Raw genomic sequence first — 25,171 nt, 5'->3', positions numbered from 1 at the left:
GGTCCCGCTACGACAATTCCGCCGGGCACCGCCTCCGGGCGCCCGTCGCAAATCAGCACCGAAGGGCCCTAAAGCGCATGTCTCGCAGGGAAGCCAAACGCCAATGGGGGTCCGATAAGCGGACCGACCCTCATCCGATCGTGCCGCCTCCGGTGTCCGAAGGCCGGATCACCCGCGGTCGACTGGCGATCGTGGTGACCATCACGGTCTGGGCGTGCTACCTCACTTACACGGTCATCCAGCAGTTCATCGCGGGTCACGCCTACACCGTGAAGCTCGCGATCGAGGCGATCGTGTACATGCTCGTGGTCACCGGGCTGGCGGCCTCCGCGATCGCCTACCTGATCACCCGGATCGGCTACTTCTACCGGGCCCGCGGTCACCAGCGGTCGCCGCGGATCATGCTCGACGAGTTCATCGGCGGGAAAACCCCCAGCGTTACGGTTTTGGTCCCGTCATATCAGGAAGACGAGCGGACCAACCGCACCACGCTGCTGTCGGCGGCACTCCAGGAGTATCCCGGCCTGCGCGTGACCCTGCTGATCGACGACCCACGGCAGCCGAAGACCCGTTCCGCGCGGGACATGCTGCTGGCCGCCCGGGCGCTGCCCGCGATGATCGACGGCGAGCTGCGGGTGCCGTACCAGCGGGTCTCGGCCGCGTACACGAGCTTCGACGAGCAGGTCCGGCTGCGCGGTGGTCACCTGGTGACGCTGGAGGACATGCGCCGGCTCGCCGCCGAGTACCGGTTCGCCGCCGACTGGCTGTACGACCTCGGTGCCCGGCAGGAGATCGTCGACCACACCGACACGTTCTTCGTCGAGCACATCCTGCACCCGCTCGCCGCGGACCTGGGCCAGATCTCCGGCGCGCTCAACACCGGCGCCGACGAGCACGCCACGCTGCCGCTCGCCCGGATGAACCAGCTGCACAAACGCCTGCTCGCGATCTTCGACGTCACGGTCACCAGCTTCGAGCGCAAGAAGTACGTGTCGCTGTCGCACGAACCGAACAAGGCGATGAACCTCAACAGCTACATCGGGCTGATGGGTGGTGCCTATCAGGAGGTCGGCACCCCGCTCGGGACCGCGCTGGTGACGGCTGGTCCGAACCGCGCCGACCTGGTCGTACCCGATCCGGACTATGTCCTGACCCTGGACGCGGACAGCGTTCTGCTGCCGGAGTACGCCCTGCGGCTCGTGCACCTGCTCGAACAGGGCGCCTACGAGCGGCACGCGGTGGCACAGACGCCGTACAGCGCCTACCCCGGTTCGGCGACCCGGATCGAACGGATCTCCGGCGCCACCACCGACATCCAGTACATCGTGCACCAGGGCATGACCCATTACGGCGCGACGTTCTGGGTGGGGGCGAACGCCGTACTGCGCAAGAAGGCCCTGAACCAGATCTGCGAGGTCTCCTACGAGGGTGACTGGGAGATCAAGAGATACATCCAGGACCGGACGGTCATCGAGGACACCGAATCGACGATCGACCTGGGTGTGCACGGCTGGTCCCTGCACAACTACCCGGAACGCCTCGCCTACAGCGCCACCCCGCCGGACTTCGGCTCGCTCGCCATCCAGCGGCAGCGCTGGGCCAACGGCGGCCTGCTCATCCTGTCCCGGCTCAAGGACCAGTTCCGGGCGAAGTCCCAGCGCTCGGACAAGAACCGGTTCGGCGAATACTTCCTGCGGGTCAACTACATGGCATCCATCTTCTGGAGCTCCGTCTGCCTGCTGATCATGCTGGCGTACCCGTTCAACGCCGAACTGCTCAACCCGATCCTGCTGCTCGTCTCGGTGCCGTACTTCTTCATGATGGCCGCCGACCTGAAGGCCCTGGGTTACAAGCGCTCGGACATGCTGCGGATCTACGGTTTCAACCTGATCCTGCTGCCGGTCAACATGTCCGGCAGCATCGCCTCGCTGCTGCAGCTGCTGACCGGCGAGAAGAGCCAGTTCAAACGGACGCCCAAGGTTCGCGACCGGACGACCGCGGCGACGTCGTACCTGCTGCTGCCGTTGGCTCTGATCGTCTTCTGTGTCTACACGGTGTGGCGTGACGTCCAGCTCGGCCAGTGGAACAACCTGGTCTTCGCCACCCTGAACCTGACTCTGTCGGCGTACGCCATGATCGCGTTTGTCGGTCCCGGCAACACGATCGTGGACCTGCTGACCCACATGCGGGACTGGCTGGTCCGCCCGGTCGCCCCCAAGCGGTCCCGGCGGTCTCGCTCCGCGAAGAAGACGCCCGCGGCGCAGACCCCGAAGGCTCCCGCGACCGGCGACTGGGCCCAGGTGCTGCACTACCGGCAGGAACACGGCGCCACCGCCGGGCAGGTCACCGTGCGTCTGCAGCGCACCGACTCCGGCGACTGGACCACCGACCGGGCGAAGTCGTCGTCCAGCCGGGCGCACCTGTTCGAGGAGTTCAGTTTCTTCACGGTGTTCCAGCCGGTCTACCACATGGTCAACGGCCACGTCGTCGGCTACGAGGCGCTGACCCGTTTCGCCGACGGCAGCAACCCGCGCGACAGTCTCGCGGCCGCCGCACAGCGCGGTGTGCAGGTCGCTCTGGACGCCGCGCTGCTCCAGGCGGCCGTCAAGTCGTCGGCGGCTCTGCCGAACGGCACCTGGCTGGCCGTCAACGTCTCCGCCGACCTGCTGGCCCGCCCGCACGAACTGGCGCCGCTGCTCGCCGGTTCCCGCCGGCCGCTGATCGTCGAGGTCGGTGCCGCCGACCCGGCCGGACTCGCCCAGCTCGGCGGGGACATCCGGATCGCCGTCGACGACCGGGGCTCCGGGTACGACACGCTCGCCCTGATCGAGTCGCAGCGTCCCGCTGTCCTGAAACTGGACATGGCGACGTTGCCGGGCCTGGAGAACCAGACTGCCAGGCAGGCGGCGGTACGGGCCCTCGTCGAGTTCGCCCAACAGCACGGTTGCACGGTCATCGCCGAGGGCATCGAGACGGCCGCTCAGCGGGACGCTCTCGTCGCCTGCGGAGTCCCCTACGGTCAGGGCTTCTACCTCGGTAAACCGGTCCCGGTGGAGCGAGTCCTGTCCGGCGTCGGCGGCTGGTGATCGTCGTACGGTTGGGTGGTGAGACCAGCGGACGTGGTGGCCAGAGCGATGACGGTGCTGCCCGCGTCGGCCGGTGAAGCGCAGCCGGTCACGTTGCGCCGGCTCCTGGACACCTTCTGGCTCACCAACCCAGGTGGCTGCGGGTCAGAGCCGCGATCTGCTCGACGGTCGCGATACCGTCCGGCTGGTTCCGGTGACCGTGCGACAACACGGACAGCGCGACGTCGGTCTTCTCGCCGCTGATCCGGCCGGTGCTGTTGATGATCCAGCGGCCCTCCTCGGCGGTGCGCGACACCCAGCCGTTCTTCTGCGCCGTCTGCTCCCCCTCGAAGGAGGCGGCGCTGACACCCCAGGTCTGGTCGGCGTTGACCTGCCCCATCAGGCCCAGAATCAGCGTCCGGGAGTCCTCGGTCAGCGGACTGTCGGCCTTGGTGAGCGCGGCGATCATCCGGGTCTGGTCGTTGGCCGTGGTGGTGCTGAAGCCGAACCGGGTGTTCGGTTCGGTGTCGTCGAGGCCGAGCCGGGTCAGCTGCTCCCGCAGTCCCGAGGCGCCACCGATCCTGTCGTACACCTTCACCGCCGCGGCGTTGTCGCTGGCCACGATCATCTTGCGGACCCACCGCGACTCGGCCGCGGTGAGTTCCCGATCCTCGTCCTGTGCCCGCAGCAACAGCGCGGCCAGCAACTGCGTCTTCACCACGCTGGCGGTCTCGAACGCACGGTCGCCCCGGTAGTCGTACCGCCGCCCGGTCTTGCGGTCGACGAAGGAGACCGAGAAGTCCAGACCGGTGGCGGTGTACTTGCCGAGGGCGCTGGTCAGCCGGTCGGTCCGCTCCGACCAGGAACCCACGGCAAGTGATCGGTCGACCAGGTCACCCTTCTGCGGGCCCGGGTAGATCCGGCCGGGCTCCATGTCGACGTCGCCCTCGATCGTCTCCAGATCGCCGGTGTCCATCCGTCCCACGTGCGACGCCGGCGGCAGAGCGGGCGTCTTGCGGCCGGTGAGGGCACCGGACAGAAAACCTTTGAAGATGTCGTACGGCATCCCGTCGCCGTTGATGCTCCGGCCCTTCTTCGTCCGGATCGGGCCGGGCTTCTCGCGGCCCACCCAGACGACCGCGGCGAGCCCGGAAGCCCAGCCGGCGGTCCACGCGTCGGACGAGTCGGACGTGTTGCCGTACTGCTGGGAACCGGTCTTCGCGGCGGCCTCGATTCCGGGCACCTCGCCCTCCTCGTCGACGACCTGCGACAACACCGCACCCACGTCGGCTGCCACGCCCGCGTCGAGCACCCGTTCCGGCTCCGCCTCGTGCTCGTGCAGGACGCCGCCCCCGGCCACGGTGACCGACTCGACGAAGTGCCGGTCCACCCGGGTGCCCCCGCCGGCCAGAGTGGCGTAGACGGTCGCCAGGTCGGCCGGCGTGATCGCGTACCGGCCGATGGCGATGTCGGCGCGGGTCCGGCCGGGAGTCAGCTCCCCCTTGAGGTCGACCATGGTGGCCTGGTCGCCGTACTTCGCCGGTACCCCCAGCCGCAGTGCCAGGTCCCGGATCCGGTTCGGTCCGACCTTCTCCGCCAGGGCGTAGAACGGCGTGTTCAGCGAGTGCACCATCGCCAGGTCCAGCGGGCACACCGGGCACTGCAGGTTGTCCTGGTTGTAGAGCGGCGCGCCGCCCCGGCCGGTGAACAACCGCGGTGAGGTGCCGTTGTAGTACGACTGGAACCCGATGCCGAGTTCCTCGGCCGCGGCCAGGGCCACCGGTTTGAAGGTGGAGGCCGGCGGCCGGGCGGCCAGGGCGTCGTCGTAGAAGCCACGGCCACGGTCACCGCCGTGGTAGGCGCGCACCCCGCCGTCGCGCGGATCGATCGCCACCAGAGCGGGCCGCAGCTCCTTCGGCTGACCGGCGAGGGCCGTGCCGATGCTCGTGGCGGCCGCCTGTTGCGCGGTGACGTCGAGCGTGGTGACGATGTTCAGGCCACCGGTGCGGATCTGCTGACGGGTGATGCCCGCGGCCACCAGTTCGTCCTCGACACGGTCGGCGATCAGGCCGATCGGACCGCCGATGGTGGCCGCGGTGACCGACTCCGGGGCGACGGCCGGGTACGGCGTCCGGTCGGCCGCCCCCGCAGGCAGCCAGCCCGCCTCGATCATCGCCCGCAGGATCCACTGCCAGCGGTCCTTGGTCCATTTCGGATCCACCACCGGGTCGCCCCGGGTCGGGTCCTTGACCATCGCGGCGAGGACCGCACCCTGGTACGTGGTCAGCTGGTCGGTGGACGTCCCGAAGTAGGCGTGGGCCGCCGCCTCGATGCCGTAGGCGCCCCGGCCGAAGTAGATGGTGTTGAGGTAGCGCTCGAGGATCTGGTCCTTGTCGAACCGGAACTCGACCTGCACCGCGAGCGCCGCCTCCTTGGCCTTGCGGCCGACCGTCCGCTCCTGCGTCAGGTACGCGTTGCGCACGTACTGCTGGGTGATCGTGGAGGCGCCCTCACCGCTGTCGCTCACCACGTTCGACCAGAGCGCCCGGATCAGGCCACGCACCGAGACGCCGTGATGGTCGTGGAACCCGCGGTCCTCAGCGGCGAGGAACGCCTGCCGGACACCGGACGGCACCCGGTCCAGGGTCACGTCGGTGCGGTCGGTCAGGCCGATCCGCGCCAGCACCGTCCGGCCGTCGCGGTAGAACAGCACCGAGGCCTGTGGGGGCGCCGGATCCGGTGGCAGGTCCACGCTCACCACATATCCGGCGGCGGCCAGGCCCAGCGCCAGCTGCGCCACGATCACCGCCGCCAGCGTCCGCCGGCCCCATCGTGGCCATCTCCGGAACCAGGCCACGACCTTTGCGGGAACTTCTCGCATCGCGTCACTCCCTCGACTCGATATCTCGACGTTCGTAGGGAGCGATCGGTGCATTGCCGAGCAGCGAAAATGCTAAATGTCTCTATCTCGCCCGCACTGCAACCTTTCCGGTCAGCCGCCGATCTCGACCGCGTCGCCGGTGACCGAGACGCCCTCGGCGAAGTCGATGACTTGCTCGTCACTGAGGTCGACATCGCCCGGGACCTGCACGTTCACGCTCTTGCCGGAGGCGTCCGGGAAGAACAGCCAGCGGGTGTCGGACAGCTTGCCGGGCGCTTCGAGCGGGTGCCCCAGCTCTCCGGTACGGCCGTTGATGTCCACCTTCTTGATCGGCGACTCGTCCGGGAAGTGCGAGAGGCCCTGCAGCGAGACCGCGATCCGGCCCTCCAGGCTGAGGCCACCGCCGGCGTCGCCGGGCAGCTCGCCGCGGGTGGGCGGCTCGACCACGAATCCCGACGTGTCGGAGGAGACGACCAGCCAGCTGTCCGGCACCGTGCTGACCTTGAACCCGACCGGCTGTGCGCCGGTGTAGGAGACCAGCTTGAGCCGCGCCGGCACCACCGGCTGCGAGGCCGGTGCGGCCTGCGACGACCCGGACGGATCGGCCGAGCCACCGAACTGGCCGACACCCGCCGTGGCCGCGACCGCGACGGCCACGAACGCTCCGGCGAAGGCGAACCGGCGGCGACTGCGACGGGACGCCGCCTGCCGGCCACGGGCCACATCGGCGGCGACGACTTCCGGGCCGCTCTGGCCGGGAGCGACGGAGAGATTACGCAGGATGTCCTGTACGTCGGTCATGAGTGTTCCTTTCTCGGGGCGTCAGGCGACGCGGTGCAGAGGAGTGGGAAGAATTTCGCGGAGCCGTTGCAGTCCACGGGCGCTCTGGCTCTTGACGTTGCCCTCGCTGCAGCCCATGGCATCGGCTGTCTCGGCGACACTGAGTCCCTCGACGTACCGCAGCACGACCGCGGCCCGCATGCTCGGCCGCAACGTCGCCAGCAGTCCGAACATGGTCCGGTCCGAACCGTCGTGCGCGTCGACGGCGACCTCCGGCAGCACCGCACGCACCTGCTCACGGCGGCGGAACAGACTGCGATGCTCATCGGTGGCCGCGTTGACGACACATCTCCGCGCGTACGCGTCGGCCGTCTCCGGGCGCACCTTCGACCACGCCAGATACAGCTTGATCAGGGCTGTCTGCACCACGTCCTCGGCCTTGGCCGTGTCCCCGGAGACCAGCAGCGAGGCCGTGCGCACCAGAGCAGCGCGCCGTACCGTCACGAACTCGGTGAACTCACGTTCCCGTTCGGAAGCCCGTCTCACCCGGTCACCCGCCTTTCGTTCATCCCACTCGGTTCAGGTCGCCCCTCCTACGGGAAACCGCCGCTCCGGGTTGCATCGATCCGCGGCAGACGTCCGCGCGGGCCGGATTTTCCGCTTCCGGCGGGCGGGCGGCGTCGTCAATATGACGGATAGCCATCGTGGCAATACGGCGGGTACGGTACAGACTTCGTAGTCGGTGATCTTCTTCCGTTGCGGTACGACAGAAGGCTGATTGGGGAGAAATCGATGCCTGGGGCAGGCCGCTGGACTACCTGGTGGCGCCGACGGCAACCCGTCCAGGACGTTCCCGTCACCAGCGCACCTGAGCCGGACGAACCGGACGAGCCGACGCCACCCATCGAGGAGAAGGCACCGGATCCCTGGCGCCCGGTCGCCGGTGAATTCGCACTCCGGCTGCTCACTCTTACGTGGGAGGCCGTCCACCACATCGGGGAAGCCGAATTCCGTGAACAGGACGCCGAACGGCGCAAAATCCTGTTCCGCATCGATCATTCGGTCACCCGGGTCCGTCGCCTCGCCGAGAACCTGCGGGTCCTCACCGGCGAGCCGCTCGACGATCCGGACCAGCAGATCACGTCACTGCACGACATCGCGCACGCGGCCGGCGCCGCCGTCGAGCATTACGAGCGCCTGCACTTCGGTTCGATCGCCGATCTCGCGGTGGCCGCGGTGGCCGCCGACGACGTGATCCGGATCCTGACCGAGTTGATCGACAACGCCGATCGTTACTCCCCGCCGACCGAACCGGTCGCCATCTCCGCGCACCTGACCGGCGAGGGTGACGTGGTGATCCGGGTCGAGGACAACGGCATCGGCCTGAACCCGGCGCACCTGCCGTGGATCGAACGGCTGCTGGACGGTGCGGACGGCCCGGCCGCCGACGAGTTGCGGCCGGCGCACCTGGGCCTGTCCGTCGCGGCCGTGCTCACCCGTCGGCACCGGGGGCTGCGGGTCCGGCTGGTGCCCCGGCAGCCGGGTGGCACGGTCGCCCTGCTGCTGATCGACGCGGGTCTGCTCGGCGCGACGCCGCGCCCGACCTCCCCGTCCCCGGAGACCGCGCTGATCAGCCACGAAGTCCGGCCCACGCCGGCCAACGACGTGACCATGGCGCTGCCGGCTCTGAAACCGGTGATGCCCCGCCGGGTGCCGGCCAGTGTCCGCGGCATCGACCCGCCGCCGCTCCCGACCACCACGCGGGTCCATCAGACCAGCTGGCACGACGACGCCGCCGACTTCAACGCGGGCGTCGACGCCGCGCGCGCCAAGGCCCCACCCAGCATCGTGCTTCCCAGGCAGACCGAAGGACCGTTATGACCGACTTCCGATCCAACACCGACGGCGGGCAGCCGGATGTCTCCTGGCTGATCGGCCAACTCGTCCGTGAGGTGCCGACGATCACCGCGGTCGTCCTGGTCTCCGCCGACGGACTCCAGCTCGCCTCGTCCGGCCACCTGAGCCGGGAGCACGCGGAGAGCGTCGCGGCACTGGCCGCCGGCTTCCTCGGCATCACCGGCCAGCTCGGCGGCCTGCTGCGGCTCGGTGCCCCGGAGAACCTGAGCATCCGCTACCCACACGGTCACCTGGCCTTCCTGCGGATCGAGGATCCGGCCGGCGAGTTCGTCGCGGCGCTGCTGGTGTCGGCGCAGCCGCAGACCCAGATCGGGCACCTCGGGTACGCCATGACCAGGTTCAGTCAGGCCGTCGGTCACGCGCTGACCCCGGAGACCCGGAACGCGCTGCATCAGAACACCCTGCCCGCACCGGCCCGCTGAACGGAGGCCCCGCATGGCCCGAAGGCCGGGGCTGCACTGGAAGGTGCGCCCCTACATGACCGCCCGTGGGCGGACCGGCAGCCGTAGCCCGCTGCTGATCCACACGCTGGTGTCCACCGGCAACCGGTACGACCCGTTGCTCGCCGCCAGCCTGGCCCCGGCGTCCCGGACGCTCTACGAGCAGGCGCGGCGGATGTGCTCGGTGGCCGAACTGTCGGCGAGTTGCGGGCTGCCCCTCGGCCTGACCCGGGTGCTGATCAGCGACCTGCTCAAAATCGGTCAGCTGGTGGTGCACGAAGCCCGGCCCTCACAAGATCTAGCGCTTCTGGAGAGACTCCGTGCCGGCCTTGTCCGACTCACCTGACGGCAAACCCGTGTCGGATCGGATGACCTCGGCCAAGATCGTCATCGCGGGTGGTTTCGGGGTCGGCAAGACCACCGCGGTCGAGGCCATCTCGGAGATCCCGGCGATCCGCACCGAGTCCTGGATGACCGCGGCGGCCGCCCAGATCGACCGTCTCGATCCCGGCATCGACAAGGTCACCACCACGGTGGCGATGGACTTCGGCCGGATCACCATCGACGAGGCGCTGGTGCTCTACCTGTTCGGTACGCCCGGCCAGCCCCGGTTCTGGCCGATGTGGGACGACCTGGTCCGGGGTGCGGTCGGCGCGCTGGTCCTGGTCGACACCAACAACCTGGAGAACTCGTTCGCCGCGGTCAACTACTTCGAGAACGACACGGACGTACCGTGGATCGTCTGTGTCAATCTGTTCCACGGGGTAGCCACGCACGAACTCTCCGAAGTTCGGGAGGCCCTCACGCTCCCGTCGCACGTCCCGCTGATCGCCGCGGACATCCGCAGCGCCCGCCACGTCGCGCAGGCCCTGCTGACCGTCGTGGATCACGCGGCGAAACAGGCCATCGGATAGCACAGCACACAGGAGGCACCCCCTTGCGCAAGATTCTCATCGTGGGGGCCGGTCAGGCCGGCCTCCAGCTCGCCCTCAGCCTGCGGGCCGAGGGTTACGAGGTCACCCTGATGTCGGCGCGCACCCCCGACGAGATCCGCAACGGCTGGGTCACCTCGACCCAGGCGATGTTCGACATGTCGCTGGAGACCGAACGCGCGTACGGCCTGAATCACTGGGAGAACGAGGCGCCGCCGATCAACGGTCTGCGGGTCGCCCTCTCCGCTCCGCCCGGCCAGCTCGCCCTGCAGATCACCGCGCCGCTGGACAAGCCGGCCCAGTCCACCGACCAGCGGATCAAGATGGCCCGCTGGCTGCAGGACGCCGAGGAGTGTGGTGTCGACGTCATCTACAACGCGGTCACCACCCAGGACCTGGACGCGCTGACCCAGATCGGCCGGTACGACCTGACCGTCGTCGCGGCCGGCAAGGGTGATCTGGTGGCGATGTTCGACCGGGACCCGAGCCGTTCGCCGTACGCCGAGCCGCAGCGTGGACTGGCCGTCGCCTACGTGCACGGGCTGGAACCCGACCCGCAGTGGCCGGTTCCGCACGTCGGCTTCCACGCCGTACCCGGGCTCGGTGAATTGTTCGTGATCCCCGGCCTGACCCACACCGGGCCGTGCGACATCCTGTTCTGGGAGGCCGTCCCCGGTGGCCCGGTGGACCGCTGGGCCGGGCACCAGGGCCGGATGGCTCCGGAGCAGCATCTCGCGCTCACCCTGGGCCTGATCCGCGAATACCTGCCGTGGGTGCACGAGCGGGCCGGGAACGTGCGGCTCACCGATGCGAAGGCCACCCTGCACGGCCGGTACACGCCGACCGTCCGCCGTCCGGTCGCGCATCTGCCCGGTGGTGGCAAGGTGCTGGGTCTCGCGGACGTGGTCATCGCCAACGACCCGATCACCGGTCAGGGCAGCAACACCGCGGCCAAGGCGGCACACCACTATCTGAAGGCGATCCTGGCCCGCGGTGACCAGCCGTTCGACGAGCAATGGATGACCGACACGTTCGAAGGCTTCTGGACCGCGCACGGTCAGGCCGTCACCGGCTGGACCAACGCCATGGTGCAGCCGTTGCCGCCGCACGTGCAGCAGATCCTCGGCGCCGCGTCGCAGAACGAGCGGATCGCCCGCCGGTTCGCGGCCGGTTTCGTGGATCCGAACGACTTCCTCAACTGGTTCGTCGATCCGGAGAAGGCGACTGCCTACCTGGCGGAGGTCAACTGATCTTCTCCGGTACGACGGGGGCAGGCCACAGTGGCCTGCCCCCGTCGTCGTTACGGCTGGTCGTCAAAGGTCCCTCGAAAGGCGACATTTCATGGATTCACCGTAAACCACCGGTTTGATGCCTCGTTTTCCACCTATGAAAGCTCAGCATCGTCGGGCAAACCGGACCCAATCCATGATTTTTCACCCGTAAGGATCATCATGCGTCGTGTCACCGTTTACACCGCAGGCCTGATGCTCGCCACCGGCGCGAGCCTCGCCCTCGCCGGCCCCGTGTCGGCCGCGACCCCCAGCGACCACGGACGGCCCTGCTGCAACGGCGGCTCCTCGTCGTACCAGGATCGGCAGCCGTCCTACGGCCACGACCGGCGACCCTCGTTCCACCAGGATCGGCAGCCATCGTTCGGCCAGGACCGGCGGCCCTCGTTCGGCCAGGACCGGCGGCAGCCCGGTTTCGGCCGGCAGCCGATCCAGAACCGTCCCGGCCACCAGAGCAGCACGACGAACCAGTACGTCTACAACATCTCGGTGCTCAACCAGTTCATCCTGAGCAATGTCGGCAACACGCTGATCGGCACCGGCAACAGCAGCAACAGCGGCGGCGTCAACGCGTCGAACGTCATCTCGCAGGTCGGCGGCATCGGCCGGGGCTGAGCCTCGGCACGTGTGGTGAAAAGCAGAATCTCCGGGCGTCCCGCTGCGGCGGGGGCGCCCGGAGATTCTTTGCCGACGACTGTTACTTGACGACCGTGCAGGTCTGCAGGCCCTCAGCGTTCAGGTTCGGCTTGGCGGCGTTGCGGCCGATCGCGGTCTCGATCCGGTTGATCGTGGCGAACCGCTTGCTCGCCAGCGGGCCGAGGATCGCGTTCTGCACGAAGGCGGCGCCACCCTGGCCGACTGAGGTCTCCAGGCGCTTCTGGGACTCGGCGATCTGGGTGTTGAGCAGTTCCAGGTTGCGCTGCACCTCGGCGGCGGCCTGAGCCGGGATCGCCACGTTGACCTTGACCGCCGGGCAGCTGATCTTGCCGGCCGAAGCCGCGAGAGCGGCGGCGTTCGCGACGTTGATCTGGGTGCCCTGCGCCTGAGCGGTACCGCTGGTGATCACCTTGCAGGTCTGCAGGCCTTCGGCGTTCAGGTTCGGCTTGGCGGCGCGGCGGCCGATCGCGGTCTCGATCCGGTTGATCGTCGCGAACCGCTTGCTCGCCAGCGGGCCGAGGATCGCGTTCTGCACGAAGGCTGCGCCACCCTGGCCGACGGTGTTCTTCAGCCGAGTGTTGGACTCGCTGATCTGCGTGTTGAGCAGCTCCAGGTTGCGGCGCACCTCGTCGGCGGCCGACTCCGGCACGGCCACGTTCACGGCCACCTGCGGGCAGCTGATGACACCGACGCCGGCGGCGGCGTTACCACCGGTCGCGCCACCGGCAGCGGCGGTCGGCACTGCTGTCGGCTGTGCGGCGGAGGCGCCACCACCCTGGTTCAGCGAGCAGGTCTTGAGGCCCTCGGCGTTCAGGTCCGGCTTGGCGGCGTTGCGGCCGATCGCAGTCTCCATCCGGTTGATGGTCGCGAAGCGCTTGTCTGCCAGCGGGCCGAGGATGGCGTTCTGGATGAAGGCGGGGCCACCCTGGCCGACGGTGTTCTTCAGTCGGGTGTTGGCCTCGTTGATCTGCGTGTTGAGCAGCTGGAGGTTGCTCTGCACCTCGGCCTGCGCCTGGGCCGGTACCGCCACGTTGATCCGCACGCCCGGGCAGTTGACCGTCGGGACGGCCTCCGCGGCCGACGCCACACCGAGACCGACGCCGACGATGGCGACCGCGACCCCAGCCACGGCACCCGCCTGCCAGCGGCGCGTGTTGGAGCGAGATTTATTGAAACGGGACCTGTTGTACATTGACCCCTGCGCCTTCCCGTATGCCTTCACCATTTGCCTGCGCCTGGCAATACGGGAGCGCTCCCAAAAGAGTTCATCGCGGTGAAAAAACTTTCCACCGCCACCCGATCCGCTATCGCTGAAGAGCCGCGACAGGCTGGATCCGGGCCGCCTTGATGGCCGGCCACAGACCGGCGAGCAGGCCCACCCCGGCGGTGACCGCGACAGCCACCGCGACATAGCGCAGGTCCAGCACCGGGGTCCACCGGTTGGCGAGCGCCACACCGGCCGTCACCACCACACCGAGCAGTACGCCCAGCACCCCGCCGAGCGTGCCGAGCGCGGTGGTCTCGCCCAGCAGCTGGGCGAAGATGTGCAGGCGGCGGCCCCCGATCGCCCGGCGCAACCCGATCTCCGGAGTCCGCGCCACGATCGACGCGGTGGCCGCGTTCGCGATCGACGCCGCGCCGATGGCCAGCGCGATCCCGCTCAGGATCAGACTGGAACGGGTCACGTTCCCCTCCACCTCACGCCGCAGGGTCCGGGGATCCGGCGGAGCGATCGAGCGCAGGTCCGCGGCCGACTCCGGGCGTAACGCGTACGGTGCCTGGCCTCCGATGAGCTGGGCGGCGCCCGGTGCCGTGCTGATCACCACGTCCCGTTCGATGTTCTGCCCCTCACGGACCAGGCCTTCCCCCAGCCCGGCCGGGACGATCCCGGCGAGCAGCGCCTCCGGCCGGCGCTCGACGTCGTCGAAGATGCCGATGACGGTGTACGGCCGGCCGTCGAGGAAGACCGCCATGCCGATGCCGTCGATGTGGATCTGGTCGGCGACGGTCTTGGCCAGCAGGATCACCCGCTGCGAACTCCGCTCGTGGAAGTCGTCCGGCAGCCGCCCGACCACCAGCCGCGGGCCCATCACGGCGATCGCCCCAGGGTCCGCTCCGATGACTTTCGCGGCCACCGGCGGATCACCGACCCGGCGGGTGAACGGCATCTCCGGCAGCAGGATCCGGCGGCCGGCGGCGGTCACCCCGTTGAGCCCGCGCAGTGTGCCGAGGCGCTTGGCGTCGAGCCAGCCGGTACCCACGCTCGGCGAGCCGGGGACCACTCGGACCTCGGTGGCCCGGCGCACGTCGAACGAATCGCTCACCTGCCAGGAGATCGTCGACGAGATGCCGAGGGTGGCGACGAACGCGGCCGCGCCCAGTACGGTGCCGGTCGCCGTCATCACCGACCGGCCCGGGTTACGCAGCAGCGAGAGCACCGTCTCGGTGAACCAGTCCCGGATCCGCAGTCGCGGGCGGGCGATCCCGAGTTCGCGGAGATAACTCTTCTGGTGGCTCATCCCTCGTGCACCAGACCGTCCTTGACCACGAGTTGCCGTTCGGCGCGCGCCGCCACCTCGACGTCATGGGTGACCACCACGACGGTGAGCCCGTCGGCGTGCAGGTCCGCGAGAAGGCTCAGCACGTTCTCGGTGTTGGCGCTGTCCAGGTTCCCGGTCGGCTCGTCGCAGAACAGCACGCGGGGACTGCCGGCGATGGCCCGGGCCACGGCCACCCGTTGCCGTTCGCCGCCGGAGAGCTTGCGGGGGTCCGCACCGGCTCGGGGGCCGAGCCCCATCCGGTCCAGGGTGGCCACTGACCGGGACCGGCGTTCGGCCGCGGACCACGGGCCGTACAGCATGCCCAACTCGACGTTCTCCAGCGCGGAACGTCCGGCGAGCAGGTGGAAGGCCTGGAAGACGAACCCGAACAACTGGCCGCGCAGAGCACCCCGGGTCACCTCACCGAGCGCGGTCGTCTCGACCCCGGCGACCCGGTAGTTCCCGGTGGTCGGCTGATCCAGCAGTCCGAGAATGTTCAGCAGAGTCGACTTGCCCGAGCCGGACGGCCCGGTGACCGCGACATATTCGCCCGCGCTGATGAACAGGTCCACACTACGCAGGGCATAGACCGGGGCGCCGTCGGCGTAGGTGCGGGCCACGCCGGTCAACTCCAGCATCAGGAGCGGCCGACCACGACGGGAGTGCCCTCGGTGATCGCGCCGGCCCGGGACGGTTCGATGGCCGTCCAGCCTCCGCCGGTCTGCCCGGTCTCCACCGTCACCTCGGTTTCCGTCCGGCCGTCGGTACTCACCTTCACGAAGGTCGTGCCGTCCGCCCGGGAGTAGACGGCGGTCACCGGCACGGCGAGCCTCGGGGTGTCGTCGGCTCCCGAGGAGAAGTCGACCCGCAGACTCCGGCCCTCCGCGGTGATCGCGGCTCCGGTGAAGGCGAACCGGACGACGAATCCGGTCGTGCCGCTCGCCTCGTCGGTGACCACCGTGCTGCCGATCTTCGACACCTCGGCCTTCACCTTCTTGCCGGAGAGTTCGTCCAGCACCGACGCCGGCTGACCGACCGTGACCAGGCCGACCTGCTCCTTGGTGACGGTGGCCTGCAACGTCGACGCCGCGCCGTTCAACTCCAGCAACGGCTTGGTCTGCCCGGTCAGGATGTCCGCGCGCTTCACGTTCACCTTGCTGACCCGGCCGCTCTCTGTGATCCGGATGACAGCCGCCCGGGGCAGATAGGCGCCGGCTGCCAGTGCGGCCTCGGCGGCCTGCCGCTTCTGTTCAGCGGTCGGCTCCGTCTTCTCCGCGACGGCCGGGTCCTCGGTCCCGGTGGCCGGGTCGTCCGGGTCCGCGGAACCGGCACCGCTGGTGTCGCTCATCTTCGGCGCCTCGTACCCGAGGGCACGCCACCACTTGACCAGGGCCCGCTGCGTCGCCGCGTCCATCTTGGAGTTCCGGGGCGCGGCGTAGCCGAGTCGCCGCATCGCCTGCTGGAGCGCCAGCACGTCCGGCCCGGTGCTCCCGCCGATGATGTCCCGGTAGAACGGGAACGGCAGCTCCAGCGCGACCACCGGAGCGCCCTTGCACTCCAGGATCTGGACGCCCTCGGCGATGCGGTCGCCCTTGCGCACGTTCACCGCGGTCACCACCGAGTCCGCGCCGGTCAGCGAGGACGGCGGCAGCAGCTTGACGCTGGCGCCGGGCACCACCGAGCCACGGAGCACGATCGGTTCGACGAGCACCCGGGTCTCGGCTTCGGCGGTCACCAGCGAGGCCGGTGGCGGCGCGGCCTCGGCGGCCTGCTGCTCCGGCGATTGGAGACGCGGACCCAACAGCACCGCGGCGCCGGCTAGCAGCACCATGGTGGCGACCGTGGCACCGGCGATCAGCACCCGACGCCGGTCTCGCGACCGGACGTCCGCGAGTGCCGCCGGCTCGATCACCACGGTCGGCCCGAGGCCGTCGGGATCCGCCTCGATCATGCCTTGCCCACGAGTTGGGCCGCCTTCTTCGCGATGGCCTCGATCTTCGGGTTGAGCTCGGCCAGTTTGTCCTGGTTCGTCGCCACCACCTCGGCTTCGACCTGGTGAGCGCCCTCCAGCAGCTTCTCCACCCGGCCGGACTCCTGGTCACAGCGGAACCAGGCGACGGCCAGCTCGGACTCCTTGCCGCTCGGGAGGTATTTCAGCGCCGGCTTAGCCGGGCCGACCTCGACGGTGCCACGCTTCTTCGTCGGCGCCCAGTCGTACGGCGTCCCGTCCAGCTTCCCGGCCGGCACCCCGAACTGCTGCACGTTGTAGGGCTGGCGCAGGTACAGCGCCCGGTCCTTGACCGTGAAGCCGGACTTGCCGAGGCAGTCCAGCTGCGTCTCCATCGCGGCCGGGACCGACTTGCGGATCCAGACCGCCAGGCCGCCGGAAAGCTGATTGCCCAGGTCCCCGTAAGCGTCCAGAACGGCCCGGCTGTCCTTGCTGAGAGCGGCGTCGGACTTCTGATCACATTCTTTGAGCGCCTTGTCGAAACTGGGGTCGCTGCTCACCACCGGGGCCGGCTCGGCGTCCTGCCCCTGCCCGAATCCGACGGTTCGCGCCTCTTCTTCGTTCGCGAAACCGCGGAATTTCGCCCGATCAATGATCAACATTGCGCTGAAGCCGTTGTACTGCTTGTTGCCGGCCTGCTGGAGCTGCGGGAATCCGGCGCCGGACATGCATTTCGCGGTCATCGCCCGAACGGCGTAATCGACGAAGTCCATCTTGTCACCGAGAAAGAGGTCAAATGTCAACGCCTGACCGGAATTGCCGTCAGCCGACGATTTCTTGCCATCGCCGGACCCGGAGCCGGGCTCCGCGCCGGACTCGGACTCACAACCAGTCACGCCGGTGACCGTGAGGGCCGCGACGAGCGCCGCGACCACGACTCGATGGTTCCGCATGGGTCCTCTGTGGTCTGTGGGAGGGGGATGGAGCGTGGAGGCGGGCCCGAAAGTCCGCCCCCACGCTTACTTGTCAGGTACCGAACGGCCGCGTGGTGCTGCAGCGCGTGTGGGCCCAGTTGGAGTCGTTGTAGAGGTAACCGACCCATCCGTAGCCGCTGGAGGAGCGAGCGTACGACCACCAGTTGTCGTAACCGTCGGTCATGTACACGGTGCACGAGGTGTCACGGTTCCACACCATGGAGACGTCGTACGATATCGCACCACCGGAGTAGCCGCTCTCGCCTCCCCAGTTGTATCCACCGTGCTGCTGGCCGTACCAGAAGTGCTTTATGTATCGATACTGGGCACTGTCCCAGTTCTTCTTGAAACAGATCTCGCCGGAGTTGCAGGACAGATAGCCATCGCCGACGTCGGCCGCCGAGACAGGCTGAGCAAGAACGGCGATGCCGCCGAACGTCAGCGCTGCTAGGGCTACCAAACGGGCGAAAAGCAAACGAACACGCTTGCCCAAGTCCATATGGAACCTTCCCCGATTTAAAGTTCCTGAAGAGGCAATCACCAGTCCAGGCGAAGATTCGCCGGCGTTGCAATTGAGGATCGATCCTGAGTCGAGAGTAAGGAACCATCGATAATCATCTCCACCCCACTTCTTGTGACCTACGTCACAAAGATGTGCACTCGGGGGTAGTACCCGTGTAAAAGGCCCCACAAGATCAACGGGCGCCGCCGACAAGAAACCGGCGACGCCCGGCGATGGCCGGCATCCCGACCAACACCGCGGTGCCACCCGCCTTGAGGTAACGGGGTGCGCGGGCCGCGATGGCCGGGACACCGATGGCATCGATGTCCGCGCCGGCTTTCAGCAGCACGTCGAGCATCGGGGTGTCGGCCGGAACCTGACGAACCGGGCCGCCGACGCCGAACTGGACCTCGAAGGCCCCACCCTCGGTTTCGGCGGGAGTGCCGGACACCGACACGAACGACTCCGTCCGGAGACGCCCGCCCGTGACCAGTTCACCCAGTTCGTCCATCATCTGCGACGGCCAGCAGGCGTAGACCAGGGCCGAGGCCGGGGCCCGCTCCACCACCTTCGCCAGGGTGAGATCCGTCGACTGTGCACGGTCGACCACCCGGGCGCTCTCGCCCAGAGCGGCCACCCCGTCGAGGAACGGCATGCGCTCGCGCCCTCCTCCGACGTACACCAGCGAGAAGGGTTTGCCCTGCGCGGCCAGATGCTCGGCCATGGTCAGGACCGGGATCACGCCGATGCCACCGGCCAGCAACAGGTGATGCTCGGCGTCCTCCAGCGGGAACATCGCTTTCGGCCCGGCGACCCGGACCTGGTCACCGACGGCGAGCCGTTCGTGGACGTGCCGGGAGTCGCCGGTACCGTCCGGGCGCAGCAGAACCGCGAACGTCCACACGCCCCGTCTACGCCGAGCAGGTGCGATCGTCCCCGGACGTCACCGGAATCTGCACCTGGACTTCGTCCGCGAGACCTACCGCCTGCAACTCGGCGGCGCGACGGGCCGATGAGCCGGCCCGCCCCGGCTGATCACTTGGTGAAGGACAGGTACTGGTACGGGGTCCACGTCGTGACGGTGAACTTCGCCTTGGTCTTCACCCGGTAGTAGCGGTACGTCGTACTGCCGATCTTGCCGGTCTTGTAGTACTTCGACAGCTTCATCGACATCTTGACCTTGGTGCCGACGATCGCCGTCACGGTTTTCGGCGCGGTTCGCGCGTCACCGGTGAAGACCGCGGACACCCTGGTGTCACGGGTCAGCCGCAGGCTCGCCGCCACGTTTCCGGTCTTGCTCACCACGGCCCGCTTGAGCAGCCGCTTCCCCTGGTCGGCACCGTTCGGGTCGGCCCAGATCTCGACGGTCCGGTTCTTGTACGTGGCACCGAGCCGCGCCGTGAACGTGACCGCCTTGCCGTACGCGTAAGTCCTGCCGTTGTTGGTCAGCGACAGAGTCGTGGCCGTCCGGGAGACCGCGACCGCCTTGGTCCCGGTGACCGCGGCGTGCCTGTCGTCCCCGGCGTAGGCGGCCCGATAGGTCACCGTGCCACCGGCCGACGTGGTGTCGGTGAACGAGAACGACCCGTTGGCGGCGATCGTCCGGGTAGCCGCACCCGGATCGTCGCAACGGTCAAGACTCGGCGTCGGTGCTTCGTTGTTCAACGCCGGGCCGGGTGCCGAGGACCAGCAGCAGACAGGTGCGTGACAATCCCCCCAGGGAAGGCTCACCAGCAGCATCCCGCACGGGGCGAAACCTCGCAGGGCGTCCAGGACGGCTGCCCGCCCGTCCGGCCGGGATGCCCGATCGTCGTCGGCCCGTCCTGGCCCCGGACTGCAACGCGGTGTCCACATAGTCGTCGACGTCGAACATGGTGATGACCACGACCGCGATCGGGTCGACCACGTCCGGACCGGCGAGCAGCCGGGTCACCTCCAACAGTGCCGTTGCCGGTCGGGCGGTGCCGTTTGCCGCTTGGGCGGTGGGGTACTGCAAGCGCACCGTGGCCGTCCGGACTCCCGCGACCCGGTGTGCCCGTTCGTCGCGATGCCAAGAAAGCGAGCCACCACGATGACGGTAATCACCGGCCATACCAACCCGGCACCCCGATCGGCGGTCGTCGTCAACCCCGCGAAGATCGACGACCTCGACGGGCTGCGGCAGACCGTCGAGGACACGCTGTCGAAGGCCGGCTGGCCCGTACCGGAGTGGTTCGAGACGACCGAGGACGACCCCGGACTCGGCCAGACCCGCGCAGCCGTCGAGTCGGGTGCCGAGGTGGTCTTCGTCTGCGGTGGTGACGGAACGGTGATGTCCGCGGTGTCGGCGCTGGCCGGCACCGAGGTGTCGATGGCCGTCCTGCCGGCCGGCACCGGCAACCTGCTCGCGGCGAACCTCGGCCTGTCCACCGATCTGGCCACCGGCCTCGCGGTCGCGCTGGAAGGCGGACTGCGGCGCCTGGACGTCGGCACTCTCGACGGCCGGCATTTCGTGGTGATGGCGGGCATGGGTTTCGACGCGCGCATGCTCGACGCCACCTCGGACACCGCGAAGAAGCACATCGGGTGGCCCGCGTACGTGCTCGGCGCGGTGAAGCATCTGAAGGACCGGCCGATGCGGGTCACCATCCGCATCGACGGCGGCGAACCGATGCGCCGGCGGGCCCGTACGGTGCTCGTCGCCAACGTGGGCCGGCTGCAGGGCGGGTTGCGGCTGCTGAGTGACGCGCAGCCGGACGACGGTGTCCTGGACATCGCGATCCTGACGCCGAACACGCTGCGGACCTGGGTGGCCCTGGGGTGGGGGCTGATCCGGCGCAGCGAACGGATCCCCGCGCTGGAGGTCTTCCGCGGCAGCCGGATCGAGGTGATCAGCAGCCGGCCGCAGCCCCGTCAGCTCGACGGCGACCTCATCGAGACCAGTGACCGGCTGACCGTCGAGGTCATGCCGCAGGCGCTCTGGCTGTGCGTACCGGAACCGGCCGGCCACCCCGACCTCAGCGTCGACGCCGACGCCGCCGCCGACCGTCTCGATCGGGCCCGCTGAACCCCGCCGAAACACTCGGCGAGGCCCAGAGCCGAGGACTCGGCAATCAGCCGATCAGTTCTGGTGCTCGATCCCGGCCAGCAACTCGGGTGTGTGGCGCCGGTCGGTGCCGTCCGCGGCTGCGGTCAGCGCGGTGTCGGCCGACGCCGGGCTCGCGTCCGGCGGGATGACCAGCAGGTCGAAGCGGTCGCCGCCGAACTCGGTGAGGATGGTGAGCAGCCCGGCCGGCTGGGCCGTGTGCCAGCCGAGCCGCACCGGTTTGTTGTCGATGGCCGCCCGCTGGTCATGCGGAAGATCCCATTCGGCCGCGTTGAGCAGCACATGCGTGACCTCACCTCGAAGTCCACTGAGGGCTGACACCAACTCGGGAAGTTCGGTGACCACGTTCGCCGATCGGGGCCACCACGCCCCGTCCAGAACGGTGGCTCGGGAGGGATGAGGGCCCGCGCTTCACTCACTGACGCTGATGTAGCGGTCCGAACCACCGTCGAGTTCGAGCTGGGAATCGGAGGTGTCGACGTCGACACCGGGCAGTTCCTCGTCGATCCAGGCCGCCGTGTCGTCGGCGAGAAAGTGATGCGACAGGTCGAGCCGGCGCAGATGACTCAAGGGTTGCCCGGCGAGCAGCGCCGCCGCACCGGAGTCGGAGAGGGCGCCGAGCGACAGGTCGAGTTCCTCCAGACCGGCCACCACCGGGGCGAACGCCACCGCGGCGGCGACCTCGTCGGCCAGCTCGGCGTTACGCAGTCCCAGGTAGCGCAGCGCGGGAAGCCGCTCACCGGCCAGCACTCCGGCGAGGTCGTCGACGATGGTGGCGCTGCCGCCGTAGTTCTCCGTGCCGAGCCACAGTTCCAGGTGTTTCAGGGCGGGCAGGTCGCTGGCGCCGATCGCGCGGGCCACCGGACCGGGCAGGCCGCCGCCCTCGAAGGTCAGACGGCGCAGGTTCTCGTGTCGGACCGCGCTGAGTTCCAGGCCATCGGAGCCGCGCACCTGCAGGTGTTCCAGCCAAGGCGCGGCAGCCAGCAGCGGTGTCACATCGCCTTGGTGGACCCAGGAGATCTGGGCCTCCTGGTCGATGACGTCACCGACGAACAGGGCCCGCAGCCGCGGCATCCGGGCGATCGCCGCGGCGATCCGCTCGATGTCGGGGGCGTCGTCGTCACCGTCCGAGATGATCAGGGCGGTGACGCGGTCTCCCCACTGCTCGACGAAGCCGTCCAGATCCATGCCGCAGGTCAGCCCGGCGATCTCCGGGCGGCGGCGACGGTCGGCCGCGCAGGTGGAACACGGGCACCCATCGGTCCAGAGACCACCCCAGCTGAGGCGCCATGCCACCGCGGCGGGGTCGGGGGTGTCCAGGCCGGCGTAGTACTCCAGGGTGGGTAGCCCGGCGAACGAGGGAAGATGGTCGTCGTTGTCCATAGCACGGCACGGTAACAACGACGTATGACAATGCCGAGCCCGCCGCCCGTACGTGAGAGTGAGTCATGGAGCCCAACCGTTCTACCGCAGCGCCGAACGACGCCGGCCGGATCTCGCCGGTCTACCGAGCGGTCATGGCCGTGTCCGGGCCGATAGTCCGCTGGTGGGGCCGTCTCGAGGTGGTGGGCCTGGACAACCTGCCGACGCACGGCGCGACGCTCGTCCCGGCCAACCACGACAGCGCGTGGGACCCGGTGGTCATCGCGTTCGCCGCCCGGCGCCGCCGGCAGATCCAGGCCCTCGCCAAGGCGTCGCTCTGGAAGAACCCGCTGCTCCGCAGGGTCCTCAACGGCATGGGGCAGATTCCGGTACGCCGCGGCGAGGCCGACACGAACGCCCTGGACGCCGCGGTGCAGTGCCTCGCCGACGGCGGCTGCCTGGGGATCTTCCCGGAGGGCAGCCGTTCCCAGGGCAAGCAGCTGCGGGCCCGCAGCGGTGTCGGGCGCCTGGCTCAATCCGTACCGGAAGCCCGGATCGTCTGCGCGGCGGTCTCCGGAACCGTGGACATCACCCGGTTCCCCCGGCGTCCCCGGCTGAAGGTGACGTTCTTCGAACCCACCCCGCCCCCACCGGGGGAGTCCGCCCTGAACCTGGCCGCGAGGCTGACGACCGAACTCCGCGCCGTCGCCCCGCTGCCACCGTCGGACCGGACCGCATAGGCGACCCCCGCTTACTGGTCGATCGCCGCCATGTTGGCGTCGTCGTGGCGTGCTCCGGCCGCCGGTCGCAGCGCGTCGAGGCGTTCGAGTTGCGTGGTCGTGAGGGTGATGCCGTCCGCGGCGGTGTTCTCCTCGACCCGGTTGACGCGGCGGGTGCCGGGGATCGGGGCGATGTCGTCGCCGCGGGTCAGGATCCAGGCGAGCGCGGTCTGCGCCGGAGTGGCACCGATCTCCGCGCCGATGGCGGTGACCTCGTCGACGATCGCCAGGTTGCGCTGGAAGTTCGTACCGGCGAATCGGGGGTTGGTCTTGCGCCAGTCGTCGTCGGCGAAGTCGTCGACGGTGCGGATCTGCCCGGTCAGCAGGCCGTGCCCGAGCGGGGAGTACGGCACGAACCCGATGCCGAGTTCGCGCAGCAGCGGCAGGATCTCGGCCTCCACGTCCCGGGTCCACAGCGAGTATTCGGTCTGCAGAGCGGAGACCGGCTGTGCGGCGTGGGCGCGGCGAATCGTCTCCGCTGACGCCTCGGACAGGCCGAAATGCAGCACCTTGCCCTGCTTGATGAGCTCGGCGACCGCACCGGCGGTCTCCTCGATCGGCGTGCCGCGGTCGACGCGGTGCTGGTAGTACAGGTCGATGTGATCGGTGCCGAGCCGCTTGAGCGACCCTTCGACGGCGGTCCTGATGTTGGCGGCGGTGCTGTCGTTCACGCCGGGGCCGCCGTTGGCGTGCGAGACGATGCCGAACTTGGTGGCGATCTTCACCTGGTCACGACGGCCTTTGACCGCCGCGCCGACGATCTCCTCGCTGAGGAACGGCCCGTAGATCTCGGCGGTGTCGATGTGGGTCACCCCTAGATCAAGAGCGCGATGGATCGTACGGATGGACTCGGCTTTGTCGAGGTTTCCCTCGCTGGTGTAGACGCCGGCCATGGTCATCGCTCCGAGGCCGATCCGGGAGACTTCGAGTCCGCCGAGGTGTGCGCTCTTCATCGTCACCGCTCCTGATTTTCCGCAAAAGCACGGCACCGGCCGGTGCCGTGTTCCAGGAAACGCCTGTTCACAGGGGCGGAGGAGTCACTGCTGCAGGGTGTACCGGCAGCCCACCCCCGGTGGCCGCCCAACTGGCCAGCAGCCGCAGGGCGTCGTCACCGGCTGACCCGGCCGGGGCGCTGAGCAGCGTCATCGTCAGGCCGGGGTCCTCGGTGAGTTGCAGGGATTCGAAGTTCAGGTCGAGGTCGCCGACGACCGGATGACGGAACTGCTTGACACCGGTCCGGTGCAGCCGGACGTCATGGGCGGCCCACCGGATGCGAAAGTCCTCGCTGCGGGTGCACAACTCGCCGACGAGGTCGGTCAGCGCCTTGTCGTACGGGTCACGACCGGCCTCGGTGCGCATCATCGCCACGGTGTCGGAGGCGATGCGATCCCAATCGCGCCAGAAGGTCCGCGCGCCCGGGTCCAGAAACCCGAAACGGGCATGGTTGGCAGTGCCGGTGGAGTTCCCGAACATCGGCGCGTAAAGCGCTCGGGCCAGGGCGTTAGCGGCGAGGACATCACCGCGCCCGTTGCCGACGAACGCCGGGATACCGGTCATCAGATCCAGCACGCGGGTCACACTCGGCCGCACCTGCCGCGCCGACGGTTTACGGCGCGCGCGCCCACCGGGCCCCGCGGCCCGGGCCAGGTCGGCCAGGTGCTGCTGTTCGGCCTCGTCGAGACGTAAGGCGCGGGCAAGTGCGTCCAGCACACTGTCGGACGCGCCGGCGAGGTTCCCGCGTTCCAGTTGGGCGTAATACTCGACGCTGACTCCGGCCAGGTCGGCGACTTCACTGCGCCGCAGCCCGGGCACCCGCCGGTTACGGCTGTAGCTGCTCAGACCGGCCTGCTCGGGGCTGATCCGGGCCCGGCGGGAGCTGAGAAAGGCTTTCACCTCGTCACGGTTGTCCACAACGTTCCAGGCTAGGCCCGATCCAGGCAGCGAGTGGTGGGCTGCCAGCACACCCTTCTCAGAGCCGAAGCGCTCCGCCCACGTTTCGTTTGGTCGCCCACGTTTCGTT

General features: G+C 69.0%; 24 protein-coding genes and 1 pseudogene. 9 read left to right on the top strand and 16 right to left on the bottom strand.

The window, feature by feature from the left end; translation table 11 throughout:
- The first annotated feature begins 152 nt into the window (after positions 1-152).
- Positions 153-3,086, top strand: a complete 2,934-nt coding sequence (locus BLU81_RS35080) for an EAL domain-containing protein (protein ID WP_231953647.1) — start codon at positions 153-155, stop codon at positions 3,084-3,086.
- A gap of 121 nt (positions 3,087-3,207) precedes the next feature.
- On the opposite strand, the gene BLU81_RS35075 is transcribed toward BLU81_RS35080, so the two are convergent.
- The 3 genes from BLU81_RS35075 to BLU81_RS35065 all read right to left on the bottom strand — a co-directional run bounded on the left by BLU81_RS35075 (position 3,208) and on the right by BLU81_RS35065 (position 7,272).
- On the bottom strand, positions 3,208-5,946 hold the full coding sequence (locus BLU81_RS35075; RefSeq protein WP_092551239.1) for a transglycosylase domain-containing protein: 2,739 nt from the start codon (positions 5,944-5,946) through the stop codon (positions 3,208-3,210).
- A 111-nt stretch (positions 5,947-6,057) separates the two neighbouring features.
- Positions 6,058-6,747 carry a hypothetical protein gene (locus tag BLU81_RS35070; RefSeq protein ID WP_092551236.1) on the bottom strand — a complete coding sequence of 230 codons (690 nt, stop codon included), beginning with the start codon at positions 6,745-6,747 and terminating at the stop codon, positions 6,058-6,060.
- Positions 6,748-6,768: 21 nt separating this feature from the next.
- On the bottom strand, positions 6,769-7,272 hold the full coding sequence (locus tag BLU81_RS35065; RefSeq protein ID WP_092551233.1) for a SigE family RNA polymerase sigma factor: 504 nt from the start codon (positions 7,270-7,272) through the stop codon (positions 6,769-6,771).
- A gap of 246 nt (positions 7,273-7,518) precedes the next feature.
- On the opposite strand from BLU81_RS35065, the gene BLU81_RS35060 reads away from it, so the two are divergent.
- The 6 genes from BLU81_RS35060 to BLU81_RS35035 all read left to right on the top strand — a co-directional run bounded on the left by BLU81_RS35060 (position 7,519) and on the right by BLU81_RS35035 (position 11,919).
- Positions 7,519-8,607, top strand: coding sequence for a sensor histidine kinase (locus tag BLU81_RS35060; RefSeq protein WP_092551230.1), 1,089 nt, complete (start codon positions 7,519-7,521; stop codon positions 8,605-8,607).
- Positions 8,604-9,065 carry a roadblock/LC7 domain-containing protein gene (locus BLU81_RS35055; RefSeq protein ID WP_092551227.1) on the top strand — a complete coding sequence of 154 codons (462 nt, stop codon included), beginning with the start codon at positions 8,604-8,606 and terminating at the stop codon, positions 9,063-9,065. Before BLU81_RS35060 ends, BLU81_RS35055 begins: the two co-directional genes overlap by 4 nt.
- A gap of 13 nt (positions 9,066-9,078) precedes the next feature.
- Complete coding sequence (locus BLU81_RS35050) at positions 9,079-9,429, top strand: DUF742 domain-containing protein (protein ID WP_092551224.1); 351 nt, start codon at positions 9,079-9,081, stop codon at positions 9,427-9,429.
- Between the two features lie 22 nt (positions 9,430-9,451).
- A complete protein-coding gene (locus BLU81_RS35045) occupies positions 9,452-9,997 on the top strand; it encodes a GTP-binding protein (protein ID WP_092551221.1) in 546 nt (181 codons plus the stop codon).
- Positions 9,998-10,020: 23 nt separating this feature from the next.
- Positions 10,021-11,265 (top strand): styrene monooxygenase/indole monooxygenase family protein, encoded by a 1,245-nt coding sequence (locus BLU81_RS35040; protein WP_092551218.1) that lies wholly within the window; start codon positions 10,021-10,023, stop codon positions 11,263-11,265.
- 201 nt (positions 11,266-11,466) lie between these two features.
- Entirely contained in the window at positions 11,467-11,919 is a 453-nt protein-coding gene (locus BLU81_RS35035) for a hypothetical protein (protein ID WP_092551215.1), read from the top strand.
- A gap of 82 nt (positions 11,920-12,001) precedes the next feature.
- Here BLU81_RS35035 and BLU81_RS35030 read toward each other — a convergent pair whose 3' ends face one another.
- The 9 genes from BLU81_RS35030 to BLU81_RS51835 form a co-directional block, all read right to left on the bottom strand.
- On the bottom strand, positions 12,002-13,090 hold the full coding sequence (locus tag BLU81_RS35030; protein WP_231953646.1) for a hypothetical protein: 1,089 nt from the start codon (positions 13,088-13,090) through the stop codon (positions 12,002-12,004).
- Positions 13,091-13,265: 175 nt separating this feature from the next.
- Complete coding sequence (locus tag BLU81_RS35025) at positions 13,266-14,480, bottom strand: ABC transporter permease (RefSeq protein WP_092551209.1); 1,215 nt, start codon at positions 14,478-14,480, stop codon at positions 13,266-13,268.
- Positions 14,477-15,139, bottom strand: a complete 663-nt coding sequence (locus BLU81_RS35020) for an ABC transporter ATP-binding protein (protein ID WP_092551206.1) — start codon at positions 15,137-15,139, stop codon at positions 14,477-14,479. Before BLU81_RS35020 ends, BLU81_RS35025 begins: the two co-directional genes overlap by 4 nt.
- Positions 15,139-16,452, bottom strand: coding sequence for an HlyD family efflux transporter periplasmic adaptor subunit (locus BLU81_RS35015; RefSeq protein ID WP_092551203.1), 1,314 nt, complete (start codon positions 16,450-16,452; stop codon positions 15,139-15,141). Before BLU81_RS35015 ends, BLU81_RS35020 begins: the two co-directional genes overlap by 1 nt.
- Positions 16,449-17,402: a hypothetical protein gene (locus tag BLU81_RS35010; protein WP_157751944.1), complete on the bottom strand. Its 954-nt coding sequence runs from the start codon at positions 17,400-17,402 to the stop codon at positions 16,449-16,451. The genes BLU81_RS35015 and BLU81_RS35010 overlap by 4 nt, the downstream gene beginning before the upstream one ends.
- Positions 17,403-17,475: 73 nt before the next feature.
- On the bottom strand, positions 17,476-17,922 hold the full coding sequence (locus BLU81_RS35005) for a hypothetical protein (protein ID WP_157751943.1): 447 nt from the start codon (positions 17,920-17,922) through the stop codon (positions 17,476-17,478).
- A 196-nt stretch (positions 17,923-18,118) separates the two neighbouring features.
- Positions 18,119-18,829, bottom strand: coding sequence for a ferredoxin reductase domain-containing protein (locus BLU81_RS35000; protein WP_092551194.1), 711 nt, complete (start codon positions 18,827-18,829; stop codon positions 18,119-18,121).
- A 131-nt stretch (positions 18,830-18,960) separates the two neighbouring features.
- Complete coding sequence (locus BLU81_RS34995) at positions 18,961-19,590, bottom strand: hypothetical protein (RefSeq protein WP_092551191.1); 630 nt, start codon at positions 19,588-19,590, stop codon at positions 18,961-18,963.
- Entirely contained in the window at positions 19,559-19,858 is a 300-nt protein-coding gene (locus BLU81_RS51835; protein ID WP_197686016.1) for a hypothetical protein, read from the bottom strand. The genes BLU81_RS34995 and BLU81_RS51835 overlap by 32 nt, the downstream gene beginning before the upstream one ends.
- Before the next feature lie 138 nt (positions 19,859-19,996).
- On the opposite strand from BLU81_RS51835, the gene BLU81_RS34985 reads away from it, so the two are divergent.
- A complete protein-coding gene (locus BLU81_RS34985) occupies positions 19,997-20,971 on the top strand; it encodes a diacylglycerol/lipid kinase family protein (protein WP_092551185.1) in 975 nt (324 codons plus the stop codon).
- A 54-nt stretch (positions 20,972-21,025) separates the two neighbouring features.
- Here BLU81_RS34985 and BLU81_RS34980 read toward each other — a convergent pair.
- Positions 21,026-21,400: pseudogene (locus BLU81_RS34980) on the bottom strand (DUF5994 family protein); the annotation flags it as partial.
- A gap of 21 nt (positions 21,401-21,421) precedes the next feature.
- The gene (locus BLU81_RS34975; protein ID WP_092551179.1) at positions 21,422-22,393 is read right to left on the bottom strand and encodes an STM4015 family protein; all 972 of its coding nucleotides are present in this window, start codon (positions 22,391-22,393) and stop codon (positions 21,422-21,424) included.
- 65 nt (positions 22,394-22,458) lie between these two features.
- Here BLU81_RS34975 and BLU81_RS34970 point away from each other — a divergent pair, with 65 nt between their 5' ends.
- Complete coding sequence (locus BLU81_RS34970) at positions 22,459-23,112, top strand: lysophospholipid acyltransferase family protein (RefSeq protein WP_092551176.1); 654 nt, start codon at positions 22,459-22,461, stop codon at positions 23,110-23,112.
- An 11-nt stretch (positions 23,113-23,123) separates the two neighbouring features.
- Here the strand turns inward: BLU81_RS34970 and BLU81_RS34965 are convergent, their stop codons facing one another.
- A complete protein-coding gene (locus BLU81_RS34965) occupies positions 23,124-24,104 on the bottom strand; it encodes an aldo/keto reductase (protein ID WP_092558059.1) in 981 nt (326 codons plus the stop codon).
- A 67-nt stretch (positions 24,105-24,171) separates the two neighbouring features.
- The gene (locus BLU81_RS34960; RefSeq protein ID WP_092551173.1) at positions 24,172-25,062 is read right to left on the bottom strand and encodes a helix-turn-helix domain-containing protein; all 891 of its coding nucleotides are present in this window, start codon (positions 25,060-25,062) and stop codon (positions 24,172-24,174) included.
- Positions 25,063-25,171: the final 109 nt, after the last annotated feature.

This window comes from Actinoplanes derwentensis (genome assembly GCF_900104725.1).
Classification (GTDB): domain Bacteria; phylum Actinomycetota; class Actinomycetes; order Mycobacteriales; family Micromonosporaceae; genus Actinoplanes; species Actinoplanes derwentensis.
Note: the sequence above shows the minus strand (reverse complement) of the source record. Positions and strands in the feature narration are given on the sequence as shown.